Origin of the sequence: Paenibacillus sp. FSL R10-2748, assembly GCF_038005565.1 — a bacterium.
GTDB lineage: Bacteria > Bacillota > Bacilli > Paenibacillales > Paenibacillaceae > Paenibacillus > Paenibacillus polymyxa_B.
Window position 1 is genome coordinate 107,674 of the sequence record NZ_JBBOTK010000002.1, and the last position, 18,390, is coordinate 126,063.

Below are 18,390 nucleotides of genomic sequence, written 5' to 3' on the forward strand. Positions count from 1 at the left end.
TCAGCCATCATGGATAGTATGAGCAGCTTTTGGACGTTGTTTATTGTGGTGATCCTCATCATTTTTTGGTTTATATTCCGTGCAATACGCAGAAACCGGGGAAACAGAAAAACACGGAGCCGGAATGCTTTTTTCCTCAGCTCCCCATCCCCTTCGTCCCTTGCGCAGGAGCGTCATCCAGAGATTACAGAGCTGATGCAGCTACTGGAGCAATCCATTCCCGCCTCCTATGCTCATAGTGTAAGGAGTCGTGTAATCGAAGCCCACCCTGAGCTGACGGAGCAAGAATATGATTGGCGCTGGCATGAGCTAAAACGATATTTTATGCTATGCGCGATTATGAATCGAGTGCCTATGTTCAGTAGTGATGTGGATGAATTATGGCACGAAATGTTGATGTTTACCCGCGAATATCAGCAATTCTCGGAAGCTTTTTTTGGTCGTATGCTTCACCATGCGCCTCATTCTGGCGGCTCTCGGCCGATGCCTGAGGAGCGGGCGTGGTTTGACTGGTTGTATGTAGAATGCTTTGGCTGGAACCGCTATAGCGCCAGTTTGTGGGGAACTTTTTTTAATCATCCATTACCGAGCGACGAGCTTTCGCGCTATTACAAACTCACAACTTCCGCGCAGCCAGCAGGTGACCGCTGGAATACGCAGGAGAATATAGCCATTTCACAGCAGGCCCAACAAGCGGTTCATAAGATTGTACAACATCTGCGCGAGCGGGTGAATAAAGCGGTGGATGATCCTGAGGGTAAGCAATTGCCTAAGGCCAACTATTTACAGGTCGACTATTTGTTATTAGCTTTTGTGTGGTATTCATGGTATCAACCTGAGCAATTTGCCATACACATGCACCCGGATGCTACAGGTAATGCCGTATTAGCTAGCTCATCCGGCTGTAGCTCGGCAAGCGGCTGTTCGAACTGGGATACACATCACTCGCACCATCATTCCTCTCTTGACAGTTCTCATCATGGAGGCTCTTCTCATCATGATTCAGGCGATTCTGGTAGCCATTCTTCGTGTAGCAGTGGCTCTTCATGTGGAAGTAGCTGTGGTGGTGGGGGCGACTGATCATAGCAAAAAAGGGAATTCCTCAGCCAGAAAACTTGGCTAAAGGGATTCCCTTTTTCATTAACATGACTGTGGTGTTCCTACTCTGTCCAGTCCGTTTTTGTTAGCAAATGGTAAATATCCATATACGCTTCGGCTGAAACATCCCAACTATATTCTCCTGCAAAAGCCGTCTGTGTAAGCTTCGACCAATGCTCAGATTGGCGATAAAAATGAACAGCACGACGAATGGTGTTCAACATATCATGTGCATTGTAGTTCGTGAAACTAAATCCGTTTCCTTCACCTGTGGATTCATTGTAAGCCTGCACAGTATCATTAAGGCCCCCTGTTTCTCGTACAATAGGGATACTTCCATAACGAAGCGCCAGCAGTTGGCTGATCCCGCAAGGTTCAAACCTTGATGGCATAAGATACATATCGCTTGCCGCATATATTTTTCGTGACAGAGGTTCGCTAAAAGCGAGCTGCGCCGACATTTTCAGTGGATAGCGTCCTGCTGCCTCACGGAACCAATGCTCAAAAGCCGGATCCCCTGTTCCCAGCACGACAAACTGGATATCATCATAATACAAGATTTCGTCAAGCACTCTCGTTACCAGATCTAGCCCCTTCATATCTACAAGCCGGGTTACCATGGCAATCATAGGTACGTCTGGCCGCACCGGCAGTCCCAGCTCCTTCTGCAGGCCAATTTTGTTTTCCTTTTTCTTTGTCAGACTCGTGCGGTACTTCGTATAAATACGATTGTCCGTGGCAGGATTGTAGCTTTTGGTGTCAATTCCGTTCACAATCCCCGTTAAGCGACCCTGATCTCCCAATTTACGAAGCAGACCCTCCAGCCCATATCCGTAAAATTCCGTTTGAATCTCCTCTGCATAGGTTGGACTTACGGTCGTGACATGATCCGAGTACGTAAGCCCACCTTTCATAAAATTCAGTCTGCCATGATACTCCACACCCTCGGGGGTGAAATAGCTCCCATCCAGGTTGAGCAGCTCAGTTAAGACCTCATACGGAAAATCCCCCTGATACAGCAGATTATGTATCGTAAACACCGTGCGAATATCACTGTAGAAGGGCAAATGTCGATAATCAGCATTCAGAAGCAGCGGAACCATCGCCGTATGCCAATCATGACAATGCAAAATATCCGGCCGAAAGTTCAGTTCAGGCAGCACTTCTAAAATCGCCCGGTTAAAAAAGGAAAAACGTTCGCCATCATCCATATAACCGTAAATACCGTCACGACCGAAGTAATACTCATTGTCAATAAAATAAACCTTGATTCCGTCTAATGTCAGTTCCTCTATTCCACAATATTGATTACGCCAGCCTACGGCTACTTGCTTCACCGCTACCGGACGCAGAGACTTTTTATAAGTATCGGGAATCCCCGCATATTTAGGTAAAATGATTCGGACGTCGCACCCCGCCTGACGAAGTGCCTTCGGCAGTGCGCCAATGACATCAGCCAACCCGCCTGTTTTAATAAATGGATGTGCTTCTGCTGCCGCAAACAAAATGTTCATATGTGCTTCCTCCTTATGTGTTTAATCTCCTTTTTTAGGCCTCCGAGGCGCTTTCTTGAGTATAACGATGCTCAGGGGTGGTATGGTCACCTCCAAGCTGTGAAGCTGTCCGTGGCAAGGGATGGGGGCGGTCCGTATTATTCCCGTATTCAGCTGGTCCCTTCCCCCAAAGTCCTTATGATCACTGTTCAGCAGTTCGATATAACTCCCGGCCTTTTCCAGCCCAATTCGGTAGTTCTCTCTGGGCACGGGCTGAAAGTTAATAAGCACGACCAGTGTATCTCCCGGCTTTTTACTTTTACGTAAATACGTAATTACGCTCTGCCCACGGTCCTCCGCCTCAATCCACTGATATCCATCCCACGAATGATCCAGTTCCCATAATGCCTTTTCCTGAATATACAAATGATTCAGCGCTTTCGTAAAAGCGTGCAGCGAACGGTGACTGTCATAATCCAGCAGAAACCAGTCAAGCTGCTCCTCATCCTTCCATTCGATGAATTGGCCGAATTCCCCTCCCATAAATAAGAGCTTTTTGCCCGGGGAGGTGATTTGGTAACCGAGAAGTGCTCGAAGCCCGGCAAATTTTTGCTCATAGCTACCTGGCATTTTATCAAGCAGCGACTTCTTACCATGAACAACCTCATCGTGCGACAACGGCAGTGTAAAATTCTCGCTGTACGCATAAGCTATGGGGAATGTCAGCAAATTATGGCGCTCCGGCCTCTGATCGAAATCCGTTTCGATATAATCAAGCGTATCGTTCATCCAGCCCATATTCCATTTGTAATTAAAACCGAGTCCTCCATCGCTTACCGGGGAAGTCACCATCGGCCAGGCACTGGACTCCTCTGCCATCATCAGAGCATACGGATAATAGCGGAATACTGTTTCATTCAGTTGTTGAAGGAAGGCAATAGCCTCCTCATTTTCAATGCCTCCTTTAGAGTTAAAACGATATTGACCGTCCTGCTTTTCAAAATCCAGCCGTAGCATACTCGTCACAGCATCTACGCGCAGGCCGTCAATATGGTATACATCCATCCAGAATAGCGCATTAGATATCAGGAAAGAACGCACCTCCGGCTTGCTGTAATCAAACGTCAGTGTTCCCCAGCCGGGCTTTTCCGCAATCAGCGGATCCGCGTATTCGAACAGGGGCGATCCGTCAAACAGCCTTAATCCATGAGCATCCTTGGCAAAATGGGCTGGAACCCAATCCATCAGCACTCCGATTCCCGCCTGATGGCAACGATCCACCAAATACATAAAATCATGCGGTTCTCCATACCGGCTTGTGAGTGCAAAATATCCGGTGAGCTGGTAGCCCCAGGAAAGATCATACGGATGTTCACTCAGCGGCATCAGCTCAATATGTGTATACCCCATATCGGTCACATAAGGCACAAGAAGATCAGCTATTTCCCTGTATGTATAAAACGTACCATCTTCTTTTTGCTTCCAAGTGCCCAGATGAAGCTCGTATATGTGCAGAGGCTTTCCATAAGGTGCTCTACGTTTTCGGCGCCAAATCGCATCGTTCCAAGCATAACCATCTATAGAAGCTACCACAGAAGCCGTTGCCGGTCTCACTTCAGCACGTACCGCGTAAGGGTCTGCTTTCAGGAATCGTTCACCGTTTGCCCCCGTAATGTCGTATTTGTAAAAAGTTCCTTGGGATATCCCCGGAAAAAAACGACTCCAAAAACCGGATTTGGGAACCCTATATAAGGAATCCTGTTCCCCATTCCAGTTGTTGCGATCTGTAGCAAGCCCGACATGGAGAGCATGAGGAGCCCAGACCGTAAAGCGGACGCCCTGTTCTCCGTTCTCCACAGTAAGGTGGGAACCCAAAGATCGGTAGCTGTGATAAAGCGTTCCTTCATGAAACAAATAAATATCTTCCGATGAAATAGCCTGTTGCGGAAGAGTTTGGTCTGTCATCACGTCACCACCCTTATATGTTTTGTAAGTAAAAATGTATGAATCGGTAATGCATTCGCTTTTGGGTCAAAGCTGACCTGAGTTATTACCCCATTCTAGCCACAATGAACAGAAAAATGACTAGGAAAAAAATAAACCTTAGTTTTGGGGGAATCTTATATACCTTATGGTTTCAAGAGTACCCCATACCGTTTATGTATGTACTACACTGACAACTAAACCGGGAGGGAAACGAAATGTTTAATAAAGAATGCATTGCCATGCTGCTGGCAGGCGGAGAGGGACGCCGTCTTGCTCCCCTTACTTCAACGATTGCAAAACCCGCCGTACCTTTTGGCGGTCATTACCGGATCATCGATTTTCCTCTCAGTAACTGCGTAAATTCAGACATTGATACTGTAGGTGTACTGACGCAATATGAGGCAGAATCCTTGCACGAACATATCGGGGATGGAACACCATGGGGTCTTACAAAAACAGATGACAAAGGAATTACCCTGCTTCCATCTTATAACACAGGTAACGCTGAATACTTAGGAACGGCAGATGCTATTCATAAGAATATCGAATATATTGACAGCCAAAATCCGGAGCATGTGCTTATTTTATCCGGTGATCATATTTACTATATGAATTATCGTGAAATGCTAAACCACCATAAGGAAAAAGGAGCTGCGGCTACCATTTCTGTCATGGAGGTACCTTGGGATGAAGCACACCGTTTTGGTGTTATGAGTGCCGATGAAGATCTGCGTGTCACAGAATTTGCAGAGAAACCGGAGAAACCGGAAAGTAATTTGGCCTCTATGGGGATTTACCTTTTCAAATGGGATTACTTAAGAAATTACTTGTTAGAAGACGCACAGGATGCTCAATCCAGTCATGATTTTGGTAAAGATATCATCCCTAAAATGTTAGCGGACCAAGAATCCTTGTACGTTTATGAATTCCAGGGCTATTGGAAGGACGTGGGTACCGTTAAAAGCCTATGGGATTCACACATGGATTTGTTACAGGATGATTGTGCTATCGACCTTCAACGCAAGGACTGGCCGATGTATACACGTGAACGCCGCACAAGGTTGAGCGCACAAAAGGTACCTAACCGTCAAACACAACCATTGGGCAGCTTGCTGCATGATTCCTGCCAAGTAGAGGGCCGAATAGAACGCTCCGTTGTATTTAGTGGTGTCGAGGTAGGTAAAGGATCAGCCATCAAAGAAAGTATCGTTATGCCTGACACACGCATTGGACGTAACGTCCATATTGAACATGCGATTATCGGTGAAGGTGCTGTGATTCGCGATGGTGCTGTCATTAAAGGTAACCCGGGCGAAATTATGGTCATCGGACCCAATGAAACGGTATTTGGTAAGATGGCGGTACGACCGCAAACTACACGTATGCTAAAAGAAGCTTACGAGCGCAATACACGCTTGCGTGCCGAAGGTTTTACCTCATAACGTACCCCCAAATTAAAAACAGCCAGCCCTCCCGATTGAGAGGACTGGCTGTTTTTCTAATTACACCTATAAGTAGGCTTTAAATCTGTCCTTCAGTAAGTTGTGATGGTTCCACGGATTGTTCTGCTTGCAGAGCAGGTAATGAAACCGTAATCGTAGTTCCAGCCCCCAGTTCACTTCTGATGAGCATCTGACCATGATGGCGCTCGATAAACTGTTGCGAGATTGCCAATCCCAGTCCAGTACCACCGTTTTGGTGGTCTACCTGGAAAAAGCGGTCTCTGACTCTGGCAAGATTTTCAGCACTAATTCCAATCCCTGTATCTTGTACGGATATCTCGATATTGCCATCAATCCGTTGTAGAGACAGGAAAATAATTGAGCTTTCATGCGAAAACTTGATAGCATTGTCCACAATGTTCAAAAACACCTGTTTTAGACGGTTACCGTCTCCATGGACGAGATATGCCGTTTCCTCCGAATCCAGCTGAAGTTTTATCTGCTTCATTTCTGCTTTGGCCCATACGTTCAGCATAATTTCCTGCAAAAGCTCCCGTAGATCCACCGTTCCCATCACAAGCTTCATGGCATTCTGCTCCAGCTTGGAAAAATCGAGGATTTCCTCCACCAAGCCAATCAGTCGATCCGTCTCTTTAGAAATAATCTTCATCCCGATTTTCGTCTCTTCCGGGTCATAACCGCCAGAATTTAACGTTTCACTCCAACCTTTAATAGATGTAAGCGGAGTACGCAATTCATGAGATATGGATGATATAAAATCATCCTTGATTTGATTTGTTCTGACAATTTCCTGTGCCATATAGTTCAGAGTCGAAGCCAGTTCACCCAACTCATAGCGATAATCGCCTTCAATGCGTGCATCAAACCTCCCCTGAGCCATCTGAGCAGATACATCGCGGATATTATTAATTGGTCTAACAATGGAATTCGCGAGCCCTGTACTGACCACAAATACAATAACCAGTACAGCTGCCATGATGCCAAGAGAAAACAGCGTAATCGTAAACAGCTTATCATTTACCAATTCCAGCGAAGTCGTATACCGAATAACATACACCTGGTCTCCGACGATATTGTCCAGTTTTTGAGATACCGCCATCACTTGCTGCCCCGTACTCGGTTGCTTTCCGATCCATTTGCCCGTATCTCCAGCTAATGCTTGTGTCACATCACTTGTTTGCACACTTAGATCTGCTGCAAAATTCGTCGAGTTATCAATTACATTTCCCTGTTCATCAAGCAACTGCAGTTCAGTGAAGGGCAGAGAAAATGTATTTAACAAATACGATTGCAAAGACTGTTCCGGCTCTTTGAATTTGGGTGCAAATTCACTTACCGATTCGATACGGCTTTCGATATGTTTGTAAATGGAATCGTAATAGTACGACCGGAGTGCAAACATAAAAATGACTTCTACTAACAGAAGCGCCAAGAACACTACGAAAAAATAGTGAAGCACAATCTGTCGGCGAATCCCCTTTTTGATCATTGAGACTGACCTTTCCATTTATATCCATGTCCCCACACTGTTTGTAAAAAAGCTGGCTCAGATGGATTGTTTTCAATTTTCTGCCGCAAACGTCGGATGTTCACATCCACAATTTTCGGATCGCCCATATATTCCTTGCCCCATACGTGATCAAGTAGAACATCTCGGCTGAGCGGCGTGTTTTCTTTTTCGAGAAAAAATTGAATCAGGGAAAACTCAGTCGGTGTCAACTCGATCAGCTGCCCGCTCTTCTTAAATTGCTTAGCAATCAAATCTAGCGTAAACGGTCCAGACTGGAAGGACACTTTGGCTGCTGTTTCACGATGTACATTCACCCGACGCAATAACGATTGAATCCGTGCAATCAGCTCCGTCGGGCTAAAAGGTTTACTCACATGGTCATCGGCCCCTACAGACAAGGCATACACCTTATCCTGCTCCTGTACCTTCGCTGTGAGAAAAATAATGCCGATGCGCTCATTCGTTTCCCGGATTCTCCGACAGACTTCAAAACCATCCATACCGGGTACCATTACGTCAAGCAGTGCAATATCAATATCCCGCACCGTGTTCAAAATATTCAGAGCCTCATGCCCTTCCGACGCCTCCAGCACCTCAAAACCGTTACGTTTCAAGTTAATGACAATAAAACTGCGAATGGATTCCTCGTCTTCCATGATTAAAACTTTACTCACTCTACTCTACCTGCCTTTCCCCCATCTTGTTTTTTATAGTTTTACGCGGTTCCAGCTCACTGGATCGCTTAATGCCAATGACCTGCGCATTCGTTCGCCACAGTTGGCTATACCCTTCGTTGTTTCGCTCCCATTGTGACAACGAGAAAAATTTAATTTCCGCAATCGTTTTGTCTGTATCATCCAAAATGAAGCGCAAATAGCTGTCCTTCTTCGAAACTTTCGGATCAATCGTCACCTTGCCATGCAGCTCTTTCGGTAATCTGAAGTAGACCTGTTCATTAGAATCACGATACTGCTGCTGCTTAAAAATCGTCCCTTTCGCCCCGTCCCACTGATAGAACGACACAAAATATGGAACCTCATCCAGCGGCTTGTTACTCCAACCTTTTGGCTTCTCCAAATTACCAAATTCCAGAATACCGTCACCATCCACATCACCACTGGCGATGGTCGCATCCTTGAAGGTGACATCCATAAGATTAAGCTTCCTGAGCTTGCCGTGATCCATCACAATGACATTGGAGACGGTAGTGGTCTGGGCAATTTTGGTATCTATAACAATCCCCTGCCTACCCTCGGCTACCTTGCCAGCAACGACATTATAGACACCTAAGACCTGACTGTCCAAATCCAACGATCCGATTTCCTTAAAGGTTCCCCCACTGAATTGAAATGTTTTAACTGTAAAGAATTCATTACGTCGCAGCGTGATAATCGTCAAATCATTCAAATTATCCCCGTTCAAGTCCATCTTGTTATGGTTAAAATCATCTACGACGAAGTCCGTATAGCCTGTAGCATATATTTTCTCCAGAGTTCCTCCGGTATAGGAATACACGATGAGTCCCTTCTGATCCCCGCCATCGCCACTATCTCCACTGGAAAAACCCGCTACAATATCGAGTGTTCCATCATTCGTTAAATCCACGAGCTTAAATGACTCTAGCACAGTGCCTTCCCCATCAAACGTTAGCTTCTTTACCCACGTTCCGCCCTGATCTTCAAACAAGGCACCATGTATTTTTACGCTCTCATCTGGCGTTTCATAAAAGAGCACTGCTTCGTCTGTGCCATCATTGTTCAGATCACCCGTCCGAATTGGCGTCGGGTCATCTGGGTCATTCGGTCTTAAAGGCTGTACCGCCCCTAGTTGCGTATTCACTGCACCATTCAACTGCTGTTTCTCGTCAGACATCGTCGGTGTCTCCATCAGCGAAATGGGATCGCTAATAACATTACAGCCGCTTAAAAATCCAGCAAGGAGCAGCAAGGAACAGCAGCCAGCTACCATTCTCAACAGCATTATTTTCACTTCTCTTGCCGTCCCCTTCACAATTTGTTCTTTTCTGCTTGTGTCAATCGTCTTCCCTGAATATCAAACACCAATTCACCATCATTCAACCCCCATATACGGGAAGCAAAGCGTTCAGCCATTTCCAGCGGCAATACAGTAATGATCGTCACCCGCTCGTCAGAACACAGCTTGCGAAAGGTCTCCAATACATGCGCTGCCGAAGCTGGATCAAGTCCATTTACAGGCTCATCAGCTAAAATAACTTTGGCTCCGTGCACGAGAGCACGCGCAGTCGCTACCCGCTGCCGCTCGCCACCGCTGAGCTTGTCGCATTTATCATGCGCCTTATCCAGCAGACCCAGATCTTCCAGTACGTCCATCGCTCCCATGTAATCGTCGGAACGCACCATACCGGTCACCATTCTCCACATTGGAGTTTGACCGGATCTGCCAATGAGCACATTTTTAAGAGCGGTTCGATTCATATTTAGATGCGGGTTTTGCTCCAGGTATGCCCATTCCCGCTTTATTTTCATCTTGCCCGTCCACCCGGATTTCAGCACATCATTGCCACCTACAATTAAACTGCCTTCATCCCATGGCTCTAGTAAAGCAAGACAGCGAAGCAACGTCGTTTTGCCGCTTCCACTTGGCCCTACTATGGCAATGAATTCGCCCTGATGAATTTCAGCATCAATTCCTCGAAGTAGCTGGGTCCGTTCAGGCCCCACTTGCTTGGTCAGCTTCCGAATTTTAATCATCTAAGTGATTCCCCTTTGCGCGCCATCAATACTGTTTATATTTTATAGTAAATGTGAAACAAATACCATGCAAACCGCAGTTTTAAACCGCCGGTACTCTTTTTCTGGAAAACAGACCTAACAATCCGAAAACAACGTAACTACCTCCAAGGACAAGAAACATGCTGCCTTGAGTTCCATAGTCCAGCAATCCTCCGCTAATATTAGGTCCGATCACACTTCCCAGATTAAAGTGAAAGGATGCCAGTACATTAGCGGCTGCTAAAAATGATTTGGGCAGCAGATCAGCGGCATAGGCCAAACCGAGGGAGAAAAAGGAGCCTACTAAACCACCTGCTAGGGTCAGCAATATCAAAGTGAACATAAAATGATTACCGCTCCATGGTAGCAACATAAAGGTCATTCCCCCTGCTATACCTACGCTCATTAGCACCTTTTTACGTCCCCAACGGTCACTCAATATCCCTAGCGGTAGCTGCAGCACTAACCCTCCCAAACTGACGAACGGTAGCAAGACGGCGATTTCATCGGTATGAAAGCCAATACGTAGGCCATAGACTGGAAAGTTACTGTTCAGGCTCGCTTCCATATAGCCGTATAGAAATGCTGGCAAAAGAGCGTACCATGCCCAGCTGTAACTGCGACGAAATCTTTGAGTGGGACGTGCCTCGGACTCCAACTTCTCCGGTCTGGAGTCCGGCAGCTTAATTAACACCAACAGCAAGACAAGCAAGCACAATAAGGCCAACGCAGCGAATGGAACCAGCATTCCATAATCGAGTAGCCATAATCCCAATGGTCCTAATGCAAAACCCAGACCGTATGACATACCATAAAAGGAAATGTTGCGGCCTCGCTTCTCTGCTGGAGTCACCAGCAATATCCATAGCTGCGCAGAGTAGTGCAGTGCACTGTCACCAATACCTACTAGCAGACGCAGTACGAACCATACCCGAATATCAGGGATTAGCGGGAACAGCAGCAGCGTAATGAGCACTAGCACAAGCCCTCCGGCCATCAGCTTTTTGAACCCCAACAAGCCCAATGTCCGTTCTGCCACCAACGTCATTGCGAATGAGCCAATATACAGGGCAGCCGCATTCATTCCGTTTAGTGAAGATGAAACTCCCATTTGTTCCAACGAGATAGACAGAATAGGTAATAATAAACCTTGGCATAATCCAGCAACAATAATAACAGCAATTAAAATAAAATAATGAACCCGTAACGACGACGACATCCTAGCTCCTCCTGATCGAACAAATAAAATAATTAAAATTAATGTTAAGAAATGATTTGCATTTGATTCCATAATCAATAATAATTCTTATCACTATGTATTCCATACCGTCCTGCAAAACCGACAAACACATACAAATTCAGGTGTAATTAGTGTATTAGAGAATAGAAGAAAAAAATCGCCATCTGAGATGACGATTTTACGGAAAGAGCTTGTCTGGTATGTATCCGACTCCTTTGGTTAAGGAGCCTCGTATGTTCAATCCGAACCCATTCACGTCACAACGCACTATTTCATATTATAGTGGACAATCCCTGGCAGAACAAGCCATAATAAATAAGTGAGCAATTATTAAAATGCTCATGTTTTGCTTATGGACGGGCTTAATTACGTTCACCGCTCTGGGCTAGAAGACAGAATAGGAGGCATTGGGTTCCATGAGTTATCAAATTAAAATAGACACTTCTCCAATTTATGAATTGCTCGGCAGCTTCATGGCCTATGTGACTAAAAAGTGGGTCCAAGATATGGACTTGGGCCATGAATGGATCGACAAGGTGGATGCACGACTACAACATGAAGTTCGTACTGAGCTTGCTACAGCTCAGGATTGCCCTTTTAGCGATTATGACGCACTCTATGCCTGGGCGTTACTTCGACCGGAATCGGATGAAATATCTGATTATATCTCTTATTTGGACCACGGTCCGGATAAAGATATGTTTGAGCTGCTCGTTCCGCATATCCCTTTTTTAACCTTTGAAGAATCTTTACGCATTCGTAAGGTATACGCACCACTCCTCAAATTGTGGGATCGTGATTATTTTCGGGCCTTGGAAGGCGAACTACGTGTGTTGGCAGAAGAAGACGCTGCGGAAAAGCGCATGCTACTGAGTAAAATGGAACCGGAAGCACTGGTTGAGTATGCGACAGCTGGACTAGTCGTGCCACACATGGAAGACCTGGATACAGTAGTCCTATTTCCGGTTGTCCATAATCGCCCGATTAATTCATACTGTTTTTATACCCGCACACTGCTGATCCAGTATCCAGTAGATATTCCCGAGGAGAGCGAGGAAGAACCGCCTACGCTTCTGCTACGGCTCACTCGTGCGGTCAATGATCCGCAGCGGCTGCGAATTCTGCGTTATGTAGCTCAAGGTCCTAAGTCTCTCGAAGATATGCGCCATGATTTGAGCCGTTTGGAAGATACACTCATGTCTGATATGATGATTTTACGAGTGGCTGGTCTGCTCCGTATTCACATCGGACGTTATCATAAGGAAAAATTCAGCATCCGTCCCGATGGCGCGGCTGATTTACAGGTATTTTTGGAATCCTATATTGGATTGTAATTTGAATTGTACTTTTAGTTATAACCAAAGCAGCGTTAAAGCTTTGGCTTGGAAGGAGTATGCATCATGTCGTATCCGAAGCAGCACATTTTATTTGATCTTGATGACACCTTAGTCCACTGCAACAAGTATTTTGACCTTATCCTCAACCACTTTTTCGATTTGCTTCAGGAATGGTTTGCAACTCATAATCTAACGAAAAATACGATTCGTGAAAAACAAATCGAAATTGATGTGGCTGGAGTTCATCAAGTGGGCTTTGCCAGCGAGCATTTTCCACAATCTCTGATAGATACGTATCAATTTTTCTCGGAACAATTCGGACGCCGTCTCGATTTTCGGGAAGAGCAGGAGCTTCGCTCTCTTGGCCGAAGTGTGTACGAACAGGAAATCGAACCGTATCCAGGCATGGTCGAAACGTTGAACTCCCTCCAAAAAGCAGGGCATTCCCTCCATCTTTATACTGGGGGTGAGCAGATCATTCAAGAAAGAAAGATTGAACAAATGAAACTGGCTACCTACTTTAATGAGCGCATCTACATTCGCCAGCATAAAAATGTCGAAGCACTGGAAGAAATCATCCAGATGAATCGCTTGGACCGAAGCATCACCTGGATGATCGGGAATTCTCTGCGCACTGATGTATCTCCAGCCCTTGCCGCAGGTATTCATGCTGTATATCTCAAGCAGCCAAAGGAATGGATTTACAATATGGTTGAATTGCAAAAAAACGTGAACTCCGTGATGTATACGATACAGAAGCTAACGGAAGTACCACGGGTTATCCACGAAAGCATACAATTGCATCAACAAAAAAGGACCCTCGGATAGGGTCCCTTTTTTTGTTTTTAATGTTATTCAACCTTTGATTCAGCCAAAATAGTGGTCTAAACCCTGTCTCAGGATTCCTCTCGAACGCTAAGTTGTCCTGTACCTGGTTCATTCAGAACAATTCGCGCTTTGACGGTCGATCCATCTTTACGCTTAAAAGACAACAATTGCGTCTGTCCCTTCGTCAACAGAGATTTGAGCATCGTTCCGGTAATCTGCTTTCCAGCATATTCCTTCCAGACGACAAAGCCACAGCCCTGCTTGTAGTGGCTGCACCCATACCCTTTGCGGCCTTCTATAATGCTTCCGCCGCAATTAGAGCGTGGGCAGCTACCCAAAGCTTGCCTTTGACTCACCGAAAAGCCTGAGGCTCCATCGGAGGAGCTGCGTGCAGCGGAACCCGCTGTTCCCGCAGCACGACTTGCTGGTGCTGCTGCCTGCTCCAGCGTTGCGCTTCCAGCGCTGCCACCGCGTCCTGATGTAGCACGCCCTCCCCCTTTGGCGGCGGTGCCTCCACTCGCGCGTACATTACGTGCGCCTTCTTTTCCAGCTGCACGTTTCCCCCTTGCTTCCTCGCCAAAGGCATTTGCCGGAGCCGGTGGCTGCTGCCTCACCTTGTCAATGATGGACAACGTAAATCTTTTAACGTTATCCATAAACTTCTCTTGAGCCGCCTCTCCTTTGGAAATTTGGTGTAGACGACGTTCCCATTGACCAGTCATCTCCGGCGAGGCTAATAGATCAACCCCAGCATGACGGATCAGGTCAATAGCCATCTTTCCCTTTTCCGTAATAAGAATCTTTTTGCCCTTCATTTCAATATAGCCAACCTTTTTCAATCGTTCAATTGTGGCGGCCCGCGTCGCAGGTGTGCCTAAACCGGCGTCCTTCATGACCTCACGCAATTCCTCATTCTCCATCTGTTTGCCCGCGCTTTCCATCGCCTTAAGCAATGTACCCTCCGTGTAGCTTTTAGGGGGCTGAGTCGCCTTTTCTTTCATCTCGGCCCGAACACAATCCACGGGACGCCCCGCATCAATCTCAAACTTCTTATCCGTCCACTCGTCCGTTTCCTCTTCATCCTCTTTTTTCGGTGATTTGCTCTTTTTACCTTTATCCTGATCAGCCTTACTCAAAACCACTTTCCATCCCAAGGAAAGAAGCTCTTTGATATTTGTTTTAAACAGATGCTTGTCCACCTGTGTCATTACGGTATGCATTTTGTATTCAGCAGGTGGGAAAAAATGTGACAAAAACCTGCGAATAACCAGGTCATATACATTTTGCTCCTCCTTGCTTAACGTTCCTGGCCTTTTTAACGTCGGCAGAATAGCATGGTGATCCTCAACACGAGATGGATTGCAGACCGATTTATTTTGTTTATGAACCAAATTGGGGTTGGCTTGTTGTACCAGATCAGCATAAGGACCTGTCCCCAGCATCCGTAGTGCCTTGTGCATGCCGTCTATATTTTGCTCTGTCACATAGTTAGAATTGGTACGCGGATAGGAAATGACCTTGTGTCGCTCATAAAGCGCTTGTGCCACATCCAGTGTTTTTTTGGCCGAATAACCGTACTTGGCATTCGCCTCGCGTTGAAGCAGCGTTAAATCGTACAATTTAAAAGGATACTCTTTTGTCTGCTTGGTATCATATTTGGTGATTTCACCTGTTTTTCCGCGAACGGCCGCAGCGATCGCCTCAGCTTCCTCTGGCTTCGTCAACCGATCCCCCTGCCACGCACCTTTGTACTTGATCTGTTCTTGCTTAAATTCAGCCCACACATCATAGAAGGTTTGAGACTGAAATGCCTCAATTTCCTTTTCCCGGTCATGAATCAGTGCCAGCACGGGAGTTTGCACCCGTCCTACTGACAGCAGTGTATTATGTCGTGTTGTGAACGCTCTGGAAGCATTCATTCCGATCAGCCAGTCCGCTTCACTTCGTGCCCTCGCAGCTTGAGTCAGAAATTCAAACTCCGAAGCATCTCGCAATCGTTCAAAGCCTGTCGCAATACTTTCCGCTGTCAAATCTGAAATCCACAGCCGCTTAACTGGCTGATGCAACTTCAATTGCTGCTGAATCAACGCAAAAATATATTGCCCTTCCCGTCCAGCATCACAAGCATTTACGATGGCATTGCAGCGTTTAGCCAGTTCACCAATCATTTTCAGCTGATCTTTTGTTTTCGGATTCGGTACAATTTTGAACTGCTCAGGGATAATAGGAAGATCCTTAATATTCCATCGTTTGTACTTCTCATCGTATGCATCCGGCTCAGCCAAACCCAACAAATGTCCGATCGCCCAGGTTACAATGTATTTCTCACCTTCCAAATAAGTACGGTTATTTTTAGCCCGCGGCTCCATAACAGCGGCAATCGTCCGTCCCATATCTGGTTTCTCAGCAATAATCAACGTCTTCATTCATACTCCATTCCTTCCTGACGGCCTTCTGTTTCTCCTCCATGAATCATACATATACATGGAACGTTAATGAAAACACAGGTATCCCGGCCTCATGCAAAAGGAGCCTTCTCGCGACGAAAGCTCCTTTGTAAATTCATTTAGTCTAACGTTTCAACAATATACGTGTATTATACCATAGATACCATGGTTCTCTCAGGTCATGATTTTATACAGTCAATGAAAGTTATGTATATGTTAATTTACATGACACAAATATCGGATTTTATCTAAATTTCTTGTGAAATAATTCTTTTTTCTATAAAAAAGCTACACTAAACACCCTTTTTTATGTTATGATCATTTTATATAAGAGATATATGATTACACAACTGAATAAAAGTCATATTATATAACATACATTTCACAATACTTTACATACCACCATAGAAAATTAATTGAGAAAAATATTGTAGACCAATAAACATTTATTCATATTTCACTTCTGAGACACTCAGCTTGAAATACAATAAAGCCCCATCCGAAGATGGAGCTTTGACTGATCCGTAACATAAAATTTATAATTACACCAAAACGGTAGCGCCCATGAGGTATTTATCAACCTCTCGTGCAGCTTCGCGACCTTCATTAATAGCCCACACGACAAGACTTTGTCCGCGACGCATATCACCTGCAGCAAAAACCTTATCTACATTGGTAACATATTTTCCATAACGTGCTTTAACGTTGGAGCGACGATCCGTCTCCAAACCAATTTGCTCTACAATCGTTTGCTCAGGACCATCAAATCCAATGGCAATAAGAGCAATTTGTGCAGGGAATACGCGCTCCGTACCTGGAATCGGTTGATAGATTTTGCGCCCCGTTTCATCAACAATCCGTTGAATTTGAATGGTGTGCAGCTCTTTCAAATTACCGTTCTCATCACCTACAAATTTGGTCGTCATGATGGAGAACTCACGCGGATCTTCTCCGAACAGCGCCTTCGCTTCTTCCTGTGCATAATCGAGAGAATACACGTTTGGAAATTGTGGCCAAGGATTGGCAATCGGGTCACGCTCCATAGGCGCTTTGGTGTGAGTGCCAAATTGAGTGACACTCCGACAACCATGACGCAAAGAAGTAGCTACACAGTCTGAACCCGTATCACCACCACCGATTACAATAACGTCCTTACCTTGGGAGGACAAATAGTTGCCATCTTCCAGGTTGGAATCCAAGTAACTTTTGATGGTACCATTCAGATAGTCCATCGCATAATGAACACCCTTCAAATCGCTACCTTCAATGTTGAATTCTCTCGGCTTCGTAGAACCACCACATAGGACAACCGCATCATATTCAGCAATCAACTGATCGGTAGGGATATCTTTGCCGATCTCCGTATTTGTGATGAATTGAATACCTTCAGCCTCCAGCAAATCCACACGCCGCTGAACAACCTTCTTATCTAATTTCATAGACGGTATTCCATACATCAATAATCCACCCACACGGTCCGCACGCTCATACACAGTCACGCTGTGCCCTGCTTTGTTAAGTTGAGCAGCTGCAGCCAAACCTGCCGGACCCGAACCAACAACAGCCACACGTTTGCCTGTACGCTTTTCTGGCGGATTAGGAACGACCCAACCTTCCTCAAAGCCTTTTTCGATAATAGCTTCCTCAATGGTTTTAATTGTAACAGACTGTCCGATCAGGCCGACTGTACACGAACCTTCACATGGCGCAGGACAGACACGACCTGTGAATTCCGGGAAGTTATTCGTTTTGTGCAGCCGCTCTAGCGCTTCCTTCCACAAACCACGATATACGAGATTGTTCCATTCCGGAATGAGATTATGAACCGGGCAGCCTAAAGTTGCTCCCATGATATCCATCCCCGTATGACAATAAGGAGTTCCGCAGTCCATACAACGCGCCCCTTGGGTACGCAGCTCTTCTTCGGACATATGCTTATGGAATTCTTCCCAATCCTTTATACGCTCTGCCGGGTCCCGGTCTGTAGGAAGCTGCCGTGTGTATTCCATAAATCCAGTTGGTGTAGACATGTTACGTTCCCCCATCTCTTCGCTTATGAACCCCGATCATCCATTCAGAATTTAAGTCAAATTCGAATTTGTCTGTTTGTATTATGAAAGGGTCTGTTCTCGTTGAATTTGATTTATTGTATCACAATACAGCGTAAAAGTGATGAAAACTTATGCAACTTTCTGCATCAACAGCCAAAAGGATTTTTTATATGGTTTATTAATT

At 45.6% G+C, this 18,390-nt stretch carries 13 protein-coding genes; 4 read left to right on the forward strand and 9 right to left on the reverse strand.

The window, feature by feature from the left end; all coding sequences use genetic code 11:
- Positions 1-9 precede the first annotated feature (9 nt).
- Positions 10-1,080 carry a hypothetical protein gene (locus NSS66_RS06835; RefSeq protein WP_340958630.1) on the forward strand — a complete coding sequence of 357 codons (1,071 nt, stop codon included), beginning with the start codon at positions 10-12 and terminating at the stop codon, positions 1,078-1,080.
- An 80-nt stretch (positions 1,081-1,160) separates the two neighbouring features.
- Here the strand turns inward: NSS66_RS06835 and glgA are convergent, their stop codons facing one another.
- Both glgA and glgB read right to left on the reverse strand, forming a co-directional pair.
- On the reverse strand, positions 1,161-2,612 hold the full coding sequence (glgA, locus tag NSS66_RS06840; RefSeq protein WP_340958631.1) for a glycogen synthase GlgA: 1,452 nt from the start codon (positions 2,610-2,612) through the stop codon (positions 1,161-1,163).
- A 21-nt stretch (positions 2,613-2,633) separates the two neighbouring features.
- Positions 2,634-4,556, reverse strand: coding sequence for a 1,4-alpha-glucan branching protein GlgB (gene glgB / locus NSS66_RS06845; RefSeq protein WP_340958632.1), 1,923 nt, complete (start codon positions 4,554-4,556; stop codon positions 2,634-2,636).
- 236 nt (positions 4,557-4,792) lie between these two features.
- On the opposite strand from glgB, the gene NSS66_RS06850 reads away from it, so the two are divergent.
- Complete coding sequence (locus tag NSS66_RS06850) at positions 4,793-6,019, forward strand: glucose-1-phosphate adenylyltransferase (RefSeq protein WP_023988958.1); 1,227 nt, start codon at positions 4,793-4,795, stop codon at positions 6,017-6,019.
- 79 nt (positions 6,020-6,098) lie between these two features.
- Here the strand turns inward: NSS66_RS06850 and NSS66_RS06855 are convergent, their stop codons facing one another.
- The 5 genes from NSS66_RS06855 to NSS66_RS06875 form a co-directional block, all read right to left on the reverse strand.
- Positions 6,099-7,529 (reverse strand): sensor histidine kinase, encoded by a 1,431-nt coding sequence (locus tag NSS66_RS06855; protein WP_023988959.1) that lies wholly within the window; start codon positions 7,527-7,529, stop codon positions 6,099-6,101.
- The gene (locus NSS66_RS06860) at positions 7,526-8,224 is read right to left on the reverse strand and encodes a response regulator transcription factor (protein ID WP_023988960.1); all 699 of its coding nucleotides are present in this window, start codon (positions 8,222-8,224) and stop codon (positions 7,526-7,528) included. Before NSS66_RS06860 ends, NSS66_RS06855 begins: the two co-directional genes overlap by 4 nt.
- Before the next feature lies 1 nt (position 8,225).
- Positions 8,226-9,560, reverse strand: a complete 1,335-nt coding sequence (locus NSS66_RS06865) for a hypothetical protein (protein ID WP_023988961.1) — start codon at positions 9,558-9,560, stop codon at positions 8,226-8,228.
- The gene (locus tag NSS66_RS06870) at positions 9,557-10,282 is read right to left on the reverse strand and encodes a phosphonate ABC transporter ATP-binding protein (RefSeq protein ID WP_023988962.1); all 726 of its coding nucleotides are present in this window, start codon (positions 10,280-10,282) and stop codon (positions 9,557-9,559) included. The genes NSS66_RS06865 and NSS66_RS06870 overlap by 4 nt, the downstream gene beginning before the upstream one ends.
- Before the next feature lie 82 nt (positions 10,283-10,364).
- Complete coding sequence (locus tag NSS66_RS06875; RefSeq protein WP_071558664.1) at positions 10,365-11,522, reverse strand: MFS transporter; 1,158 nt, start codon at positions 11,520-11,522, stop codon at positions 10,365-10,367.
- Between the two features lie 437 nt (positions 11,523-11,959).
- Here NSS66_RS06875 and NSS66_RS06880 point away from each other — a divergent pair, with 437 nt between their 5' ends.
- Together NSS66_RS06880 and NSS66_RS06885 are read left to right on the forward strand one after the other, a co-directional pair.
- The gene (locus NSS66_RS06880) at positions 11,960-12,877 is read left to right on the forward strand and encodes a hypothetical protein (protein WP_023988964.1); all 918 of its coding nucleotides are present in this window, start codon (positions 11,960-11,962) and stop codon (positions 12,875-12,877) included.
- A 66-nt stretch (positions 12,878-12,943) separates the two neighbouring features.
- A complete protein-coding gene (locus tag NSS66_RS06885; RefSeq protein WP_028541704.1) occupies positions 12,944-13,708 on the forward strand; it encodes an HAD family hydrolase in 765 nt (254 codons plus the stop codon).
- Between the two features lie 68 nt (positions 13,709-13,776).
- Here NSS66_RS06885 and NSS66_RS06890 read toward each other — a convergent pair whose 3' ends face one another.
- Complete coding sequence (locus tag NSS66_RS06890) at positions 13,777-16,134, reverse strand: type IA DNA topoisomerase (RefSeq protein ID WP_338532472.1); 2,358 nt, start codon at positions 16,132-16,134, stop codon at positions 13,777-13,779.
- Positions 16,135-16,697: 563 nt separating this feature from the next.
- The gene (locus NSS66_RS06895) at positions 16,698-18,185 is read right to left on the reverse strand and encodes a glutamate synthase subunit beta (protein WP_061831490.1); all 1,488 of its coding nucleotides are present in this window, start codon (positions 18,183-18,185) and stop codon (positions 16,698-16,700) included.
- Positions 18,186-18,390: the final 205 nt, after the last annotated feature.